Origin of the sequence: Janthinobacterium sp. GW458P, from assembly GCF_002127585.1 — a bacterium.
Classification (GTDB): domain Bacteria; phylum Pseudomonadota; class Gammaproteobacteria; order Burkholderiales; family Burkholderiaceae_D; genus Janthinobacterium.
The window spans coordinates 38,946-54,523 of sequence record NZ_NEGZ01000004.1 but is presented as its reverse complement, the minus strand read 5'-3'; the positions used below and the strand labels follow the sequence as shown (position 1 = coordinate 54,523).

The window sequence follows — 15,578 nt, the reverse complement described above, 5'->3', positions numbered from 1 at the left end:
CATGCGCCACCCACTTTTCTGCCCCCGCTCGCCACAGCAGAGACATTCACGCCGAATCAATCACTTGCAAGGCCGTATCCCTATCCTGCCGCTGGCGCAATCCTGTTACACCCCTGTATCTGTGACGATGCGCACGCATGGCGCAGACTTGCCCCTGATGCGCCAGGTTCAACATTCGATATTGAGCTTTTTCATCATCCGGTACAGCGTCATGCGTGACACGCCCAGGTCGCGCGCGGCCTTGCTGATATTGCTGCCGGCACTGGCCAGGCTAGCCTGCACAGCGTCACGGTCCGCGCGCCAGCGAATACTGCCGAGTGCGACATCGGCGCCCGGCGCGTCCGCAACTGACAAGCCCAGGTCCTGTGGCAGGATCGCCCTGCCTTCCGCCATCACCATGGCGCGCCGCACCCGGTTGATCAATTCGCGCACATTGCCGGGCCAGCTATGTTTGCAGATCGCTTCGACGGCGGCGTTGCTGAAGCCGCGCACCAGCGGCGCCCGCTCCGCCATGAAAGCGGCAAAAAAATGGTTTGCCAGCAACATCAAGTCTTCCTTCCGTTCGCGCAAGGGAGGCACATCGAGCGCCAGCACGTTGAGCCGGTAGTACAAATCCTCGCGAAATGTCCCCTGCTGCACGGCCTCCAGCAAATGGACATGCGACGCGGCAATGACGCGCGCGTCGACGGCGGTACTGTGCGTGGCGCCGACACGGTAAATCGTCTTTTCCTGCAGGAAACGCAACAAATTGGTTTGCAAGGGGAGCGGCAAGTCGCCTATTTCATCAAGAAAGACCGTGCCTCCGGCCGCCGACTCGATCAAGCCCCGCTTGTCGCGCGTGGCCCCGGTGAACGCGCCCCGCTCATGGCCGAACAGCTCGGATTGCGCCAGGCCGGCCGGAATCGCGCCACAATTGATGGGGACGAAGGGACCTGCCGCGCGCGCGGAATGGACGTGTATGGCTTGCGCTGTCAATTCCTTGCCGCTGCCCGACTCGCCCCAGATCAGCACCGGCGCGCTGGCAGCGGCGACCTTCAGGATCTGGCGCCGCAAACGGCCGATGGCGACGCCACTGCCCTTGAGCGACATGTCCGGCTGTTCCAGCGCACACAGAGGCGCGTCCGGCATTTCGCGCAAAGTGGCGTAGCCATAAGCATGGCCCAGGGTATGCCGCAGCCGCAGCAGGTCGACAGGCAAAGTGTGGTAATCGTGACAATGGTCACGTACCAGGCGCCGGCAAGCGGCCGTCTGCAGGGCGCGTGGCGGAAAAATTCCCACCCATTGCATATCCCAGTGCTGATGCAGGAAACTGTCGATTTCTCCCAACCCACCGGACGAGGAAATCAATACCCCAACGGGAAAGGTGTGCGTGCGCAGCGCTCGTGCCGCAGCCGCCAGGCTCATCACGGTGCAGACCTGCCAGCCCTCCCACGCCACACCAAACTGCTGCTTGCCTGCCTCATGTAGCGAAGCATTGCCACTCAGATCGATAAGCAATAACTGTCGTTTCAACATCCAGCCTCCAAATGGACTGCGAGCATCAGAAGACATCGCGTCATCGCGTCCCGCAAGAAGAGGCGCCCTGCAGGCAGCCAGATAAGCTGTCGCACTCATGCAAGCCTTTCTAGCTTTCCAGAATCTTTCTGGAATGATAAAAGTCAATGAAAGACTGCGCGGATAAAACACCATCGCAGCCAACTGTCTGCAGTGGATTGAATCCTTAATAATCAATGACTTAAGATAGAACTGGCAAAGGAACACACGCGATGGAACTGCCCTCTGGAAGGGTAGCGAGATTTGTGTATATGTGTGACAATCTTTTTGATATTTATCACTGCGGTGCTAAGAAATACTTTTTTTATATCGAGTTTGTATTTTTTTGCCACACTGCGTTTCTCATAGTCATCAAAGGTGCCGCCAGGCTGTTCGACATCTTTTTTTATCAATGAAGATGCGCGTCCACGAGATCCCCATGCTGACCAAACATGTTTTCACGCTGGCCATCGCCGCCGGCCTCGCCAACACGGCCCTGGCTGCCGGCCCGCTTGAGCAAGCCGAACGCAGCCACTCCGTCAGCGCGCGCATGCAGGCGGAAACGTCCCGCGCCGCCGATCCCGGCGCGCCCGCGCCGCTGCCCGTGCCCAGCGATATCTCGCTGGCCGAACTGGAGCGCCGCCTGGCGCTGGGCCAGGCGCGGGCGGCCGAAAAACACTGGACCAGCGCGCTCGATCCGGCCCCGCTGACGGCCCTGGCGCAACAGATGGGGTGCAACGATATTGTCGGCGTGCAGCCTTTCGGCTTTCCGCTGGACCGGGCGCAGCCCACCGTCCTGGGCGGCGCGCACCTGCTGGCGCGCTGCCCGGACCGGGCCTACGTGACGATCACGGCGATGTCGATGGCAGGCAAGACGGGCAAGCGCGTCACCCTGAGCCCGCAGGCGTTCAGCCACACGGTCGATGGCAGGCCCGCGCGGCGCCTGTATTACAAGGCGCCCAACGGCCGCCAGAAGGAATCGCTGACCATCATCGACGGCAGTTATGCCTATGCGCTTGAGTACTGGTCGCTCGATGACAGCCAGCAGAGCGGCATGGTAGGCATGCGCCGCATGGAAACATTGACCTTGCCGCCACAAACCGGGAAAAATTAGGCAAAATACTGTATATTCATACAGTTATCGACTCTTTTCCTGTCCGCCATGCCTGCACACCCGCACAAGGCCTTGCCCTACACCATTTCCGTCAGCGCCACGATCGACGCGGAGATCGAGCAAACCATCCTCGATGGCTTGAACGCCTATAACGATGCGATTACGGGATACCAGGACAGGCAGGTATTGAGCGTGGCCGTGCGCGACCGCGACAGCCAGCGCGTGCTGGGCGGCGCCATGGGCCGGACCTCGCTGGGCCTGCTGTTTCTCGATTTGTTTTATTTGCCTGCCGCCTTGCGGGGCCTGGGCCTGGGCAGCCGGATACTGGCGCAGTTCGAAGAGGAAGGACGCCGGCGCGGCTGCGCCTCGGCGGTGCTGTACACCATCAGTTTCCAGGCGCCTGAATTTTACGAGCGCCGCGGCTGGCGCCGCTTCGGCGACCTTGCCTGCAGTCCCGAAGGGGCGAGCCGGGTATTCATGAGCAAGACCCTGTAGGTTGCATATGGCAGTGGCCGGCGGCAAACCTGCCGCCGGCCGCTGGCGGGTACATGCGCTTACATGCCCAGCGACTTGAGCAGGTCGGCGTTGTCGTCGTCTTCCGGCTCCGCGGCGGGCGCGGGGACCGTTTCCCGCTCGCGGTTCGCGTATTCGCTATCCATCAGCGAGTCGGCGTCGACTTCGCGCGAATCGAAATCGTGCAGCTTGATGAACTCGGTACGGTCGATCGCCAGTTCCAGATAGAAAATGTTGTTCTTTTCCGTGTAGAAAGTGACGCGGCGCATTTCCGGACGGTCCAGCGGCGTATCGACGCTGAGCATCACCTGCTTGTTCAGCACCAGCATCTTCGGCTGGCTCTGGGTGATATTCGTTTGCAATTCACGCCGCACCTTGCCCGTGAAATCGCCCACGATCTGATTCATCAGCTCGCCCATGATGTTCGACACTTCGTCCGACGTGTAGAAGCTGGCCAGCTCCGACTTCGGCATACCCATGTGCAACATGTAGCGCTCGTAGATTTCCATCGCCGTATCGGCGGCGAAATTGAGCACCACCAGGCCCGTGAAACCGCCATCAAACATGACGAAACAACCGATGTCCGGCTTCAGGCCCGTCTTGGTGATGCGCTGCACCATGCCTGAATAATTTACCTTGCTTTGCGTTGCAACGTTGAGCACCCGAACCACCGAGTTGCACAAACTCATCAACAAATCTTCTGTACCGTACACAACATCCTTTTCTGCATCCATGAGCAACCTCTCCTACTATTTTAAAGATGACAGCACTGTTCCCTGCCCGCCGCGAGCCGAAACAAGACAGTTTCGCTCAGCTGGCGGACGACTTCACCTTTGCATGCCTGATCGTGCCTGGGTCCGCCGGCATCGCCGCCGGACCCGAACCATCCTCTTACTTTTTTCTGTATAGAAATAAGTATCAGATGCGCAGAATACCGAGATGTAACATTTCCGTCCAGCCATACCTGCATTTACTTGACGATCTGTGCGGAAATACCAAAAGCCCATGCATGGCGCGCCTTTCCCGGCCGCACGGCAAGCAGGCAGACAACATTATCCGGAAGATAATCATGCCAAAAAATCAGCCTGGCACGTTTGAAAACATGGCGAAAAGACAGCCTCGCTTATACTGCCGCGCTGGGTGCGGCAGGCGCCGCCAGCATGGAACGATCAACTGACCGAAAGGCACGACAGGATGAGCATACTGCAAGAACAGGCAACGGCGGAAATGACGGCGGCAATAGAAGCGTGGTTTGCCGAGCGCCTCAAGCGCACCGACCTGGAAGCGGCCGTGAAGCGGACCACCTTGCAAATGGGAATCTTTAACGATTTCCTGCTCGACTACAAGCCGGGGCGCACCACGGCCGACGATTTCCATCTGGCCGACGCCGAGGATGACGCACCGAGGACGCCATCGCGCCTCGATGAAGCCGTCGTGCGCGACAGCATCGCGCCCCGGCTGGCCGCCCTGGTGCGGGCGAAGCTGGACACGCTGGCCGACACGCCCTTCGTCGATTACCGCTTCAGCTTTCGCGGCAAGTTCCAGACGGCGCAGGGCATGCTGCACCTGGACCTGCTCGACTATGTCAACGAAGGCAAGCGCAAGACCTTGCTGGAGAACATACACGCGTATGTCGCGCAAAAACTCGAGCATGGCAGCCGTCCGACGAAAAAGCTGGAAACCTTCTTCCTGGCGCGCCACCTGCTCGATCCCCACCTGTTTCCCCAGCCCGATATCGGCTGGACGATCGCCCAGTTCGAGCGCATCGAGCAGCTCAACAAGTCGCGCCCGCAAGCGCTGGCCGAACACCGCAGCGATATCATCCAGGCCGTGTCGGCATGGGCGGAAAAGCAGTTCCTGCCGCGGTTCTATGACATGCGGAAATCAAGCTACCGCGCCACCGAATACACCCTGAAGGCAGGCGCGGCGCTTGACAGGCAATCACTGGCGCCCATCGACCTGCTGCTGTATGGCGCCGTCATGATCTTGCGCCATGAACCGAGCTACGCCAAGTCGACAGGCCTCACATTCCTGGAAATCGCGCGCGAACTGGGCAGCGAGCGGGCCGTGCGCATGCTCAAGGAAGGCAGCGGCACGTTCGCGCCCGACGCCATCCACCTGAAAAATGCGCAGCTGGAATGCCGCGCCAACGATGTGTTTGCCACCATCAGCATCACGATAGCCCGCGAAGAGGCAGAGGCGTATGCGCAGGCGCTGGCCTTCATCACGCATTTGCTGAGCAACGGCTTCCCGAAAAGCTGCCAGATCAAGCTCAAGTCCAGGGTCAAGCAGTATCTTCCCCTGAAGGGCCTGGCCAGGTCCGACACGCACCGCTTCTTTGCCAACGCCCTCGCCCATCCGGCACTGCACGCCCCGCTGGAAGCGTATGCGCGCGCCGCCATCGAGCAATTCGAATTCTATGCCGACACGGAAGGCGAAAAGAACTGCATGCCCGGCAGCTACGCCACGTTCGGCCTGGGCCTGCTCGACGCGCGTTATTTCCCCCTGGTGCAGCACTACATGGCCAGCGTCGACGAGGAACACCAGTCGGTGCAGGACCAGTTCACGGCCGCCTTTGCCGAAAAGCATGGCGTCACGCGCGACTCCGTCCCCGTGCTGGCGGCGTGCCTGCGCGCGTGCACAGACCGCGCCAAGGTGAAAATCCAGGCGGAACTGGAAGAGGTGGAGAAACTGGAGCTGTTCTGCCAGCAACTGCTGGGGCTGGAAGGCTATCTGGTCGAACACATGCTGTATCCCATCTGGGGCAAGCTGGAAAAACTGGCCACCCTGGCGCGCAAGGCGCAAGGGCGGCGCAAGGAGTTGCTGCTGGCCCTGCTGGAAGCGGCCAGCAAGACGGACGCCTAATGTGCGCAACGTTATGAACTTTGCCATCTATAATGCGCGCGCCGAAGTTGCCACGAGGCATCTTTTGGCGCCTGACATCGAATCGTGGAGAATCTACATGCAAGTAACACAACTAACATCGCGCGCCACCGTGCTGGCGGCAAGCATTGCCGCCGCCCTGGTGCTGGCCCAGCCCGCCGTCGCCGCCGAAACCGTGGTGGAAATGGCCCCCGTCGACGTGGCCAACCTCTACATCAAGACCATCATCAACCATGATGAAGCGAGCGTCGCCCGGCTCAATGCCTACCTGCGCCCCACGCGCCTGGCCGGCCAGCAATCGGCCGAATATGCGTCGTACAGCGGCTTGAAGGAAACGGATGCAATCTTCCCGAAAGAAACCGGCAAGCTGATCGCCGACCTTTTCCCCGCCGCCATGCGCGCTGCCGTCACGCCGGCCGCCGAACAGCTGGCCGCCAATGTCATCGCCGCCAAGAATGGCGCCGAGTGCCAGGCCGCCAAGGCCGACCCTGTGACGGTGGAGAACGGCATGCAGACGGCTGTCGTCAGCTTCGAATGCCAGGTCGTCAAGGTGCCCGTGGTGTGGGCCACCGCCGCGCAGCAGCTGGCCAAGAGCGGCTGCAAGGCCGAGCAATGCAAGGCGGGCCTGCAAAAGATCGCCGCCAGCTACACAAACTCGCCGAAGCAGACGTGGCGCGCCGCGTTTGCCGTCAGCCGCGAAAAGAACTCTGAAGCCTGGCGCAACGATTTCGCGCGCGAAACTTTCGATGAAATCTGGGATTACCTGTAATCCTGGCCTCGTTTAGAATGGCTGGATGGACAAATTGACTCCTGTACCGCAGCCCGCAGGGCTGGCCTTGCTGCGCCTGCTCGACCCGGACCATGTGGAAGGCGCGGTGGTCGCGCAAGCACTGGCGCAAGACTTGCCTGCCCTGCACGCCAGGCAATTGCTGGCGCTGCTGCGCCGGCTGCGGGCCGCCCAATCCAGCCAGCAGCACTATGCGGGCGCCAGCCCGGCGCAGGCCGAACAGCAGTTCGGCGCCGCCATCGCCGCCGTCAAGGCGGAGCTGGCCACGCGTCCGCATATCCCCAACAAGCAGGAAGCCAAGGCCCTGCGCCAGGCGGCGGCGAAAAAGCGCTGAACGAGGCGCAAGCGGCCCGCCAGCAAGCGCGTTTCGTGTGGGCAAGCGCGCCGGCCTCCTCCTATAATCGGAGGCTCTCCTGTTTCCGCTCTTGAAAGGCCTCCCCCCATGTCCACACGATTTTCGCGCCACGTGGCCAGCTGCGCCCTTGCCGTCTCCGGCCTGGCCGCCATGCAGGCGGCCCATGCCCAAGCTACAGGCACCATCGACGCGCGCGTCGTGTGGCAGGAACGCTCGCTGTCGGCTTGCCGCAGCGAACAATCGCAAACTGCGCCCGATGTCTGCCTGCTGCGCACCATGCAGCGCGCGGGCGCCAGCCCGCAAGCCCTCGTCGCCGCCAGGATGCTGGTCAAGGCCAACATGACCGGCTACATTTCCGCCTGGCGCCCGCTGGGCAAGGCGTCCCTGGCCACCGTCACCTATCCGTTTCGCGCCAACACGAATGAAGGCACTTTGCTGATCGGCAGCGATGGCGCAGCCGTCGACGTCGACGAGCACTCCGTGCGCGAGGAAGACCGCGCCACGCCCGCCTGGCGCGCGTTTGCCGCCGCCCACCCGGACGCCGTGCCGTTCGCCGCCGCCGACTTCGTCGGCAGCACGGCGACGGCCGACGGCGGCCAGAGCGTGCTGTTTTCCACGCCCCTGAAGAGCTGTCATGCCTGCGCCGACGACGGCGCCCTGCTCGTTGCCTATACTATCGACAAGGCGGGGATCGTGCGCGGGCGCAAACTATTAACGATCAAGTAAAGCTGCCTCAAAGATAAGATAGAATTGCTTGGTGGCATGTCTATACGCGTCCATGCCATCCATCCAACTTATTTATCGGGAAAACATGCGCCGCCCTTGCCTTGCACTGCACCTCACCGCCGCCCTGCTGCTGTCCAGCCCCTTCCACCTCGCCACTGCCGCACCCGCCGCTAGCGCTACCGCCAGCGCGGCCACGCCGCTGGTCATCGGCGAAAGCTTCATCATCGATTCGCGGGCGCTGCAGGAACAGCGCCACATCAATGTGTATGTGGCGCGCGCCTGGGATACGCCGCCCGACGCGCCGCTGCCCGTGCTGTACATGCCCGACGGCGGCGTGGCGGAAGACTTTTTGCACATGGCCGGCCTGCTGCAGGTGTCGGTAGCGAATGGCACCATGCGCCCGTTCATGCTGGTCGGCATGCAGAACACGCAGCGCCGGCGCGACCTGACGGGGCCGACGGACAGCGCGGCAGACCGCAAGATCGCTCCCGTCGTGGGCGGCTCGCAAGCCTACCGGGCCTTCATCCGCGATGAACTGATGCCGGAAGTCAAACGCCGCTACCGCACGACGGGCGAGACGGCCATCGTCGGCGAATCGCTGGCTGGCCTGTTCGTGGTGGAAACGTATCTGCTGGAACCGCAGCTGTTCGACCATTACCTGGCCTTCGACCCCAGCCTGTGGTGGAATGGCGGCGCCCTGCCGCGCCAGGCGGCCGATCTGCTGGCCAAGGGCAAGCCGGGCAAGCGCAGCCTGTACCTGGCGTCCAGCAGCGAAGCGGGCATTGCCGTGGAAGTGCAGCGCCTGGCCGACGTGCTGGCAAAGCAGGCGCCGCCCGGCCTGGCATGGCACCAGGAAAAGATGCCGGCCGAAACCCATGGCACCATCTACCACCCGGCAGCATTAAAAGCGTTCCGCGCCGTGTTCAAGCCGGCCGCCGCGCCCCAGTAAACGGCGCTGCTACGGCGCCGGCAGCGCCGACCCCATCTGCTCGCACAGCCAGTGCAGCAAGGTGGTGCGGCGCGCATCGCCGTCGAACGGCAGCGGCGACAGCAGCACATAGCCGCTGCCGTCGCGCCGGAAACCCAGGGGCGCCACCAGGCGCCCGCTGTCGATCTCTTCGCGCACCATGAAGATGGAGCCGATCGCCACGCCAAGGCCGGCGCAAGCGGCTTGCAGGCTCAGATAGAAATGCTCGTAGGTCTGGCTGTCGCTACTGCTGCCGTCGTCCGTGCCGGCGGCGCGCCAGTGCGCCCAGGCGGCCGGGCGCGACGCCGTGTGCAGCAGGCGCTGCGCGGACAGGTCCAGCCGGCCTTGCCGCAGCAGGGCCGGCGCGCACACGGGCGCGATCCATTCGTCGCACACCTTTTCCACATGCAATCCCCCATCCCACGCGAAATCGTTGCGCCGCAGCGCCACGTCCACCGCGTCGCGCTGGAAGGCCACCGGCCCGCCCGCGGCGTACAGGTGCAGCGGCACGCCGGGATGGCGCTGGTAAAAGTCGCCGAGGCGGGGAATCAGCCATTTCATGGCGATCGTCGGCTCGCATGACACCACCAGCGGCGCCGGGCGCGCCGGCTGGCGCACCGCATCGAGGGCGGCGTCGAGCCGTTCGAACGCCTGCTGCACGGCGTCGCGCAACTGCGCGCCCGGCGCGGTCAGGAAGACGCCGCGGTTGCGCCGTTCAAACAGGGCCGTCCCCAGCGACGCTTCCAGCAGGCGGATTTGCCGGCTGACCGCCCCGTGCGTCACGTGCAGCTCGTCCGCCGCCTGGACGAAGCTGCCCAGCCTGGCCGCCGCCTCGAAGAAACGCAAGCTGCCAAGCGCTGTCTGTCTGCTCATGATCTGTCACTTTTTCTCACACATATCGGCAAGATATCATCGTTTTTCATCGTCCGCCACTATCGGGATAATAGGACTTCCGGCCAGCGGCATGGGCACACGGTCTTGCCCATACAGGCGATGAATTCTCACCGATTGCCATGCGGCCGCCACTTCCCGAGGAAAACCCATGATTGCATTGCTCGCCGTTGCATTGATTACCCTGCTGGCCTCCATCGTGCCTGGCCCCGATTTCGCGATGGTCACGCGCAACAGCTATCTGCATGGCCGCCGTGCCGGCCTGCTGGCCGCGCTGGGCATCGCGCTGGGCGTGCAAGTGCACGTGTGCTATACGATGTTTGGCGTGGGGCTGATCATCGCCGGCTCAGCGGCCTTGTTTACGCTGATCAAGACCGTAGGCGCCCTGTACCTGATCGTCATCGGCTGGAAAACCTGGAGCAACCGCGCCGGTCTCGTCATCGAGCTGCAGGGCGGCGCCCGCGTGCCCCGGCGCACGATCCTGCTGAGCGGTTTCCTGACGAATGCCCTGAACCCGAAAACCACCTTGTTCGTCATCAGCACCTACACCCAGGTAGTGCAGCCCGGCACGCCTTTGAGTGTCCAGTTCGGCTACGGCCTGTGCATGTCCGCCATCCACCTGGCCTGGTTTGCCCTGGTGGCCACGTTTTTCTCGCAGGCAAACTTTCGTTTGCGCATGGTCAAGCACCAGCACACCATCGACCGCCTGATCGGCACGCTGCTGATGGCCCTCGGCGTGCTGCTGGCCTGCGCCAACATGGACAAACTGTAATGGCGCGCACGGCGCAGGCGCGCGATACGGCGGGTAGAATCGGCGGCCTTGCCTTTGCCACCCGAGTCCCGTCCCCATGAGCTTTTTGCAATTATTTATCCTCTCCATCGTCCAGGGCTTCGCCGAGCTGCTGCCCGTGTCCAGCTCCGCCCACGTCATCATGGCGGAAAAATGGATGGGCCTGGACCCCACCTCGCCCGAGCTGACCATGCTGCTCGTCATGTTACACACAGGCACCATGTTCGCCGTCATCGTGTATTTCTGGGCATCCTGGCGCGCCACGTATTTCAGTTCGGCCGGCACCTTGCGCAGCAATGTGCTGCTGCTCGCGGCCGCCACGGCCCTGACGGGCATCGTCGGCTTCGGCTTGCTCAAGGGCATCACCCATGTCATGAGCAAGAATGCGCCCGGCTTTGAAATCGAGCACCTGTTTGGCAACGCCAAACTAATGGCCGCCGCGCTGGCCGCCGCCGGCGTGCTGATCATTGTGTCGTCGCGCCTGCAGGCGCGCCAGCATGGCACCTTGTCCATCGGCAAGGCCATGGTGATCGGCGCCGTGCAAGGCCTGTGCCTGCCCTTCCGCGGCTTTTCCCGCTCGGGCGCCACCATTTCGGCCGGCATCGCCATGGGCGTGCCGCAGCGCCGCGCCGAGGAATTCAGCTTCGCCCTGGCCGTCGTGCTGACGCCCGCCGTGCTGGTCAAGGAAGGCTGGCGCTTCTACCAGGCCGTGGCAAATGGCAGCCTGGACCATCTGGAACACGGCAACAGCCTGCTGCATTTGCTCGGCCCCAGCCTGCTGGGCATGCTGCTCGCGTTCCTGGCCGGCTTGCTGGCCCTGCGCTGGCTGTCGCGCTGGCTGGAACAGGGCCGCTGGCATTTCTTTGGCGCCTATTGCCTGCTGGCCTCGCTGGTCGTGCTGTACCTGGGGTAGAATCGCCGGGTTTGTCATTTGCAACCCACCATCCCAGCCAGGTTTCACAGAAAGCCAACGATGAATTTCGCCGCCACCGCCGCCCTCTCGCTTGCCATGTCCACCGATGCCTTCGCGGCCGCCGTGGGCAAGGGCGCCGCCCTGCACAAGCCGCAATGGCGCGAGGCCTTGCGCACGGGCCTGATCTTCGGCGTCATCGAAGCCATCACGCCCATCATCGGCTGGGCCCTGGGCAGCGTGGCCGCGCCCTACGTGGAAGCGTGGGACCACTGGATCGCCTTCAGCCTGCTGGGCAGCATCGGCCTGTTGATGATACGCAATGCCTTGTCCGACGCCGACGAGGAAGAAGCGCCCGCGCAGTCGCACTCGTTCTGGGTGCTGGCCGTCACGGGCCTGGCCACCAGCATCGACGCCATGGTGGTGGGCGCGGGCCTGGCCTTGCTGGGCGCCAATATCGTCGTCACGGCGGCCGCCATCGGCTTTTCCACCTTCGTCATGGTAACCCTGGGCGTGATGCTGGGCCGCGTGCTCGGCACCATCGCCGGGCGGCGCGCCGAACTCGCGGGCGGCCTGGTGCTGATCATCATCGGCTGCGTGATCCTGTACGAGCATATCGGCCATCCGGCCTGATGCCGGGGCGCGCACGCCACAGCCGCTGGCGTGGCCGGCGGCCCGCTTTGTGCTACATTCAATGCTCTGCATTCATGTCTCGCAAGGTGACCCTCATGGAAACTCTGGAGCTGATCTTCGCCTCGCTGGTGCGCGAGACGGCCGTCTCGATACGCGACCACCACATCCCCTTTGCCATCAAGCACGACGAGCGCGCCTATTTTGAATGGATGGACGGGCACCCGATCGGCGGCTACATCCAGGAAGCGTATCGCGAGATCGAGGAAACGGCCCAGCAGATCCGCGCCATTCGCGCTGGGTGATGACGCTTGCCGCAAGCTACTGCGCGGGGCGCTTTGCGGCCTGCGATGCTCACCGTACTCATGTACGGTTGCGCTTCTCGGCCACACATCACCTCCGCTCGCTACGCTTGCAGCAAGCGTCGTGACGTGCGTTGGATCGAGGTCAGGAATGGGGGTATTGATGCAGATCAAACACTCTGCTGTTCCTGTCGAGTTTTTGAGCCGATGCCGTGACAATGGACCTGGAGGCGGCAAACATGGATCAGCAACAGAAACACCAGATCAGGGGCTATGAATTTCATGTGGCGGGGGCGCTGGAGAAGGATGGGCGCTACCGGGGCATGATCTTGATCAGCAAGCGCGGCGATACGCTGCAGGTGTACGCCAAGCCCGTGCTGATTGAAACGCCGAGCAGTTTCAAGTCCGTGCATGCGGCCTTGATCGAGGCGTCCGCGTATGCCCAGGAACTCATCTATAACGGCGCCATCACGGCCCTGCTGCCGGCCGAGGCGCCCGCCAGCGGCAAGCCGGCGCCGCAGCCGCCCGACCTGGTCGGCAACTGAGGCAGCTCGGTATCGACGGCCGCCGTCACTGGCACGGGCGCGCGTATAATCACGCGCTTCCCCCGAACGAGATGTTAAACGAATGGAACATGTGAATTTGCCGCTGGTCTTCCTGATCGGCTGCGGCCTGATCGCCTTGCTGGCCAAGAAGAATGGCTACTCGTGGTATCTGTTTTTCTTTGCCATTGCCGTGCCAGCCCCCCTGTTGCTGCTGGCCCTGCCCCATGTGCTGGGCGTCGAGACGGCGTCGCTGACGCCCGTGCGCCTGGGCGCCGCCCTGCTCTTCCCGCTGCTGGGCCTGCTGCTGGCCTTGCGCCGCAAACGCTGACATGCCGGACTGCAGCGCTGAGGGTGATACGGTTCAGCGGCCCGGCATGCCGTCGGCCAGGCGCCAGCCGGCCGACAGGGCCACTTGCTGCGCTTCTTTTTCATTGCTGCAATCATCGTAATCGCAGGTGTCCGCATATGCGCCGCGGGCATGGTTCTGGCTGATGAAGGAGCCGACCCAGCGGCCGTCGCGGCGCTGGCTGGCCGTGGCGCTGATGGTGAATCCTTTGTGGATGGTGGGATTTTCAAAAGACATGTTGCCTCCGATGCAATAGCGTCAGCGACCTGACTGAGCGCCACTGTGCGCCTTTGCCCGCGCATCGTCTGTACGTTTGATCACACTCAGGACCTGCGCGTGCGCGGGACCTCGCGCCGCCCCGCATTCGGGTATGATTTCGCCATGTGTGGACGATTCGACCAAAATGACACGGCGCGCGTGCTGGCGTCATCCTTCGGCTGGACCGACGCGGTGTTCGACAGCGAGGCCGAGCCGCACCTGAACGTGTCGCCCGGCACCTACCGGCCCGTGCTGCACATCCAGGATGGCCAGCACAGGGTCGACGATGTCTACTGGGGCTACCGCCCCGCCTGGGCCGCGCACGCCGTGCCCGCGCCCGGCAAGAAAAAAATCCCCATCGCCATCAATGCCCGGCTGGAAAAACTCGCCGGCGCCTACTGGAAGCCCTTGCTGCGCGCGGGCCGCGGCATCGTCTGCGTGTCGGGCTGGTATGAATGGACGGGCGAAAAAGGCGGCAAGCAGCCCTGGCACATCCACCGCCGCGACCGCGCGCCCCTGTTCCTGCTGGCGCTGGCCCAGTTCGGGCCATACAAGCACAGCCGCGAGGAAGCGGGCTTCGTGCTGGTGACGGCCGACAGCCTGGGCGGCATGGTCGATATCCACGACCGCCGCCCCGTGGCCGTCGGCCGGGAAGACGCCCACCGCTGGCTCGATCCGCAGCTGTCGCCCGAAGCGGCGCTGCAGCTGGCGCGCACCGGCATGCTCGACGCGGACTTGTTCGAATGGCATGCCGTCGACAATCCGCTGGTGCCGTCCGCCAGGGCCAAGGCGCCGCCGCCGGCATCGCCGCAAGGTGTGTTTGACTGGGGGAAGGATTAAGGCAGGCGCGCCAGCCGGCGCCACAGCGCCTCCATCGGCCCCTGGCGGAAATGCCGCAGCCAGCAGCGGCTMAATAGCACCTGCCCCGCCATGATCACTATGGCCAGGCCCAGCATCTCGATGGGACGCAGTGTGGCGCCCCAGCCCAGGCCCGGTCCCTGCAGCAGCCAGGTGCCGAGCACCGATTGCAGCAGATAATTGCTCAGCGCCATGCGTCCCACGGGCGCCAGCCAAGCAGCGAGCCAGCGCAGCATGCAGGGGCCGGCCAGCATCAGGGCCGCCACGTAGCCGGCCGCCAGCAGCGGGCCGCCCGCAAACAGGCCCACGTCGAACAGGGCCGCGTCGAATAAAGTTTGATATGGATCAGCCACCTGGCGCGCGATGACGCCGCCCGCCAGCAGGTTCAAGGGAAAGCCCACGCCCAGTCCCGCGGCGCACACGCGGCGCCACAGCCGGCGGTGGCGCTGCGGCCGCGTCAGCCAGCCCAGGCGCACGGACAAGATGCCCAGCAGGAACAGCACGATGACGTGCGGCAGCATGACGATGGCGTACAGCAGCGAGACGAGGAAATCGTTGGCGCGCAGCTGCGCCACGGCCCCGGCGCTCCCCTGCGTGTAGATGGCGTAGCGGCCGGCAAAACTCTGCAAATCCTGCGCCGTATCGGGCGCGCCGCCCTGCTGGCCCACGGGAATCAAGAGGCACATGAACAGCAGAAAACCGCCCGCCACCAGCCAGGCGCGGTTGCGCACGCGGCCGAGCCTGGCGCCTGCCAGCGGCAGGACCAGCATGCCGGCCACCGCATACGAGGTCAGTACGTCGCCGTTCCAGATAAGAAAACCGTGCAGCAGGCCGAACACAAGCAGCCAGCGCAGCCGGCGCTTGTAGGCCGCTTGCGCCGCTTCCCAGCTGCCCAGCTGGCGCTGCAGCGAGCGTGTCTGCAGGGCAAAGCCGGCGCCGAACAGATAGGCGAAGACGGGATAGAACTTGAATTGCGCCAGCGCCGCCACGCCGAAAATGACGAGCTGGTCCAGCACGGGAGGCTGCGCGGGCAAGGTGCCGTAGCGCAAGGAATTCGTGCCCCAGGCAAAGCCCCAGATATTCACCAGCAGGATGCCAAACACGGCGATGCCGCGCAGCACGTCGAGCTGCAGCAACCTGCCCGGCCTGGCGCCAATGGCGTTCAAGGAG

19 protein-coding genes are annotated in these 15,578 nt (G+C 63.7%); 14 read left to right on the top strand and 5 right to left on the bottom strand.

All coding sequences use genetic code 11. The features are described 5' to 3' along the window. Window positions 1-168: 168 nt before the first annotated feature. Window positions 169-1,614, bottom strand: a complete 1,446-nt coding sequence (locus CBW50_RS04955) for a sigma-54 dependent transcriptional regulator (protein WP_226935676.1) — start codon at window positions 1,612-1,614, stop codon at window positions 169-171. A gap of 358 nt (window positions 1,615-1,972) precedes the next feature. On the opposite strand from CBW50_RS04955, the gene CBW50_RS04945 reads away from it, so the two are divergent. Further along, complete coding sequence (locus CBW50_RS04945) at window positions 1,973-2,647, top strand: hypothetical protein (protein ID WP_139842399.1); 675 nt, start codon at window positions 1,973-1,975, stop codon at window positions 2,645-2,647. Between the two features lie 48 nt (window positions 2,648-2,695). After that, on the top strand, window positions 2,696-3,142 hold the full coding sequence (locus CBW50_RS04940; RefSeq protein WP_086144493.1) for a GNAT family N-acetyltransferase: 447 nt from the start codon (window positions 2,696-2,698) through the stop codon (window positions 3,140-3,142). Between the two features lie 59 nt (window positions 3,143-3,201). Here CBW50_RS04940 and CBW50_RS04935 read toward each other — a convergent pair whose 3' ends face one another. Continuing rightward, window positions 3,202-3,894: a DUF3334 family protein gene (locus CBW50_RS04935; protein ID WP_086144492.1), complete on the bottom strand. Its 693-nt coding sequence runs from the start codon at window positions 3,892-3,894 to the stop codon at window positions 3,202-3,204. A gap of 460 nt (window positions 3,895-4,354) precedes the next feature. Between CBW50_RS04935 and CBW50_RS04930 the strand changes: the two genes are divergently transcribed. The 5 genes from CBW50_RS04930 (at window position 4,355) to CBW50_RS04910 (ending at window position 8,860) form a co-directional block, all read left to right on the top strand. Beyond that, on the top strand, window positions 4,355-6,025 hold the full coding sequence (locus tag CBW50_RS04930; protein WP_086144491.1) for a DUF6138 family protein: 1,671 nt from the start codon (window positions 4,355-4,357) through the stop codon (window positions 6,023-6,025). Window positions 6,026-6,122: 97 nt separating this feature from the next. Then, window positions 6,123-6,812 carry a hypothetical protein gene (locus tag CBW50_RS04925; RefSeq protein WP_139842398.1) on the top strand — a complete coding sequence of 230 codons (690 nt, stop codon included), beginning with the start codon at window positions 6,123-6,125 and terminating at the stop codon, window positions 6,810-6,812. Window positions 6,813-6,837: 25 nt separating this feature from the next. Then, on the top strand, window positions 6,838-7,164 hold the full coding sequence (locus CBW50_RS04920) for a hypothetical protein (protein ID WP_099374404.1): 327 nt from the start codon (window positions 6,838-6,840) through the stop codon (window positions 7,162-7,164). 108 nt (window positions 7,165-7,272) lie between these two features. Further along, a complete protein-coding gene (locus tag CBW50_RS04915; protein ID WP_086144488.1) occupies window positions 7,273-7,911 on the top strand; it encodes a hypothetical protein in 639 nt (212 codons plus the stop codon). A gap of 85 nt (window positions 7,912-7,996) precedes the next feature. Then, window positions 7,997-8,860, top strand: a complete 864-nt coding sequence (locus tag CBW50_RS04910; RefSeq protein ID WP_086144487.1) for an alpha/beta hydrolase-fold protein — start codon at window positions 7,997-7,999, stop codon at window positions 8,858-8,860. A 9-nt stretch (window positions 8,861-8,869) separates the two neighbouring features. Here the strand turns inward: CBW50_RS04910 and CBW50_RS04905 are convergent, their stop codons facing one another. Continuing rightward, entirely contained in the window at window positions 8,870-9,751 is an 882-nt protein-coding gene (locus CBW50_RS04905) for a LysR substrate-binding domain-containing protein (protein ID WP_086144486.1), read from the bottom strand. A gap of 169 nt (window positions 9,752-9,920) precedes the next feature. Here CBW50_RS04905 and CBW50_RS04900 point away from each other — a divergent pair, with 169 nt between their 5' ends. From CBW50_RS04900 to CBW50_RS04875, 6 genes are all read left to right on the top strand, one after another. Then, complete coding sequence (locus tag CBW50_RS04900) at window positions 9,921-10,541, top strand: LysE family translocator (RefSeq protein WP_086144485.1); 621 nt, start codon at window positions 9,921-9,923, stop codon at window positions 10,539-10,541. 76 nt (window positions 10,542-10,617) lie between these two features. Then, complete coding sequence (locus CBW50_RS04895; RefSeq protein ID WP_086144484.1) at window positions 10,618-11,472, top strand: undecaprenyl-diphosphate phosphatase; 855 nt, start codon at window positions 10,618-10,620, stop codon at window positions 11,470-11,472. Window positions 11,473-11,532: 60 nt separating this feature from the next. After that, the gene (gene mntP / locus CBW50_RS04890; RefSeq protein ID WP_086144483.1) at window positions 11,533-12,102 is read left to right on the top strand and encodes a manganese efflux pump MntP; all 570 of its coding nucleotides are present in this window, start codon (window positions 11,533-11,535) and stop codon (window positions 12,100-12,102) included. A 95-nt stretch (window positions 12,103-12,197) separates the two neighbouring features. Further along, window positions 12,198-12,404: a hypothetical protein gene (locus CBW50_RS04885; protein WP_086144482.1), complete on the top strand. Its 207-nt coding sequence runs from the start codon at window positions 12,198-12,200 to the stop codon at window positions 12,402-12,404. 236 nt (window positions 12,405-12,640) lie between these two features. After that, window positions 12,641-12,946 carry a hypothetical protein gene (locus tag CBW50_RS04880; protein WP_139842397.1) on the top strand — a complete coding sequence of 102 codons (306 nt, stop codon included), beginning with the start codon at window positions 12,641-12,643 and terminating at the stop codon, window positions 12,944-12,946. 82 nt (window positions 12,947-13,028) lie between these two features. After that, complete coding sequence (locus CBW50_RS04875; protein WP_086144480.1) at window positions 13,029-13,274, top strand: hypothetical protein; 246 nt, start codon at window positions 13,029-13,031, stop codon at window positions 13,272-13,274. Between the two features lie 33 nt (window positions 13,275-13,307). Here CBW50_RS04875 and CBW50_RS04870 read toward each other — a convergent pair whose 3' ends face one another. Continuing rightward, on the bottom strand, window positions 13,308-13,529 hold the full coding sequence (locus CBW50_RS04870) for a hypothetical protein (protein WP_086144479.1): 222 nt from the start codon (window positions 13,527-13,529) through the stop codon (window positions 13,308-13,310). A gap of 144 nt (window positions 13,530-13,673) precedes the next feature. Between CBW50_RS04870 and CBW50_RS04865 the strand changes: the two genes are divergently transcribed. After that, window positions 13,674-14,390: an SOS response-associated peptidase gene (locus CBW50_RS04865; protein WP_086144478.1), complete on the top strand. Its 717-nt coding sequence runs from the start codon at window positions 13,674-13,676 to the stop codon at window positions 14,388-14,390. On the opposite strand, the gene CBW50_RS04860 is transcribed toward CBW50_RS04865, so the two are convergent. Further along, the gene (locus tag CBW50_RS04860) at window positions 14,387-15,574 is read right to left on the bottom strand and encodes a DUF418 domain-containing protein (protein WP_086144477.1); all 1,188 of its coding nucleotides are present in this window, start codon (window positions 15,572-15,574) and stop codon (window positions 14,387-14,389) included. The genes CBW50_RS04865 and CBW50_RS04860 overlap by 4 nt on opposite strands. Window positions 15,575-15,578 lie beyond the last annotated feature (4 nt).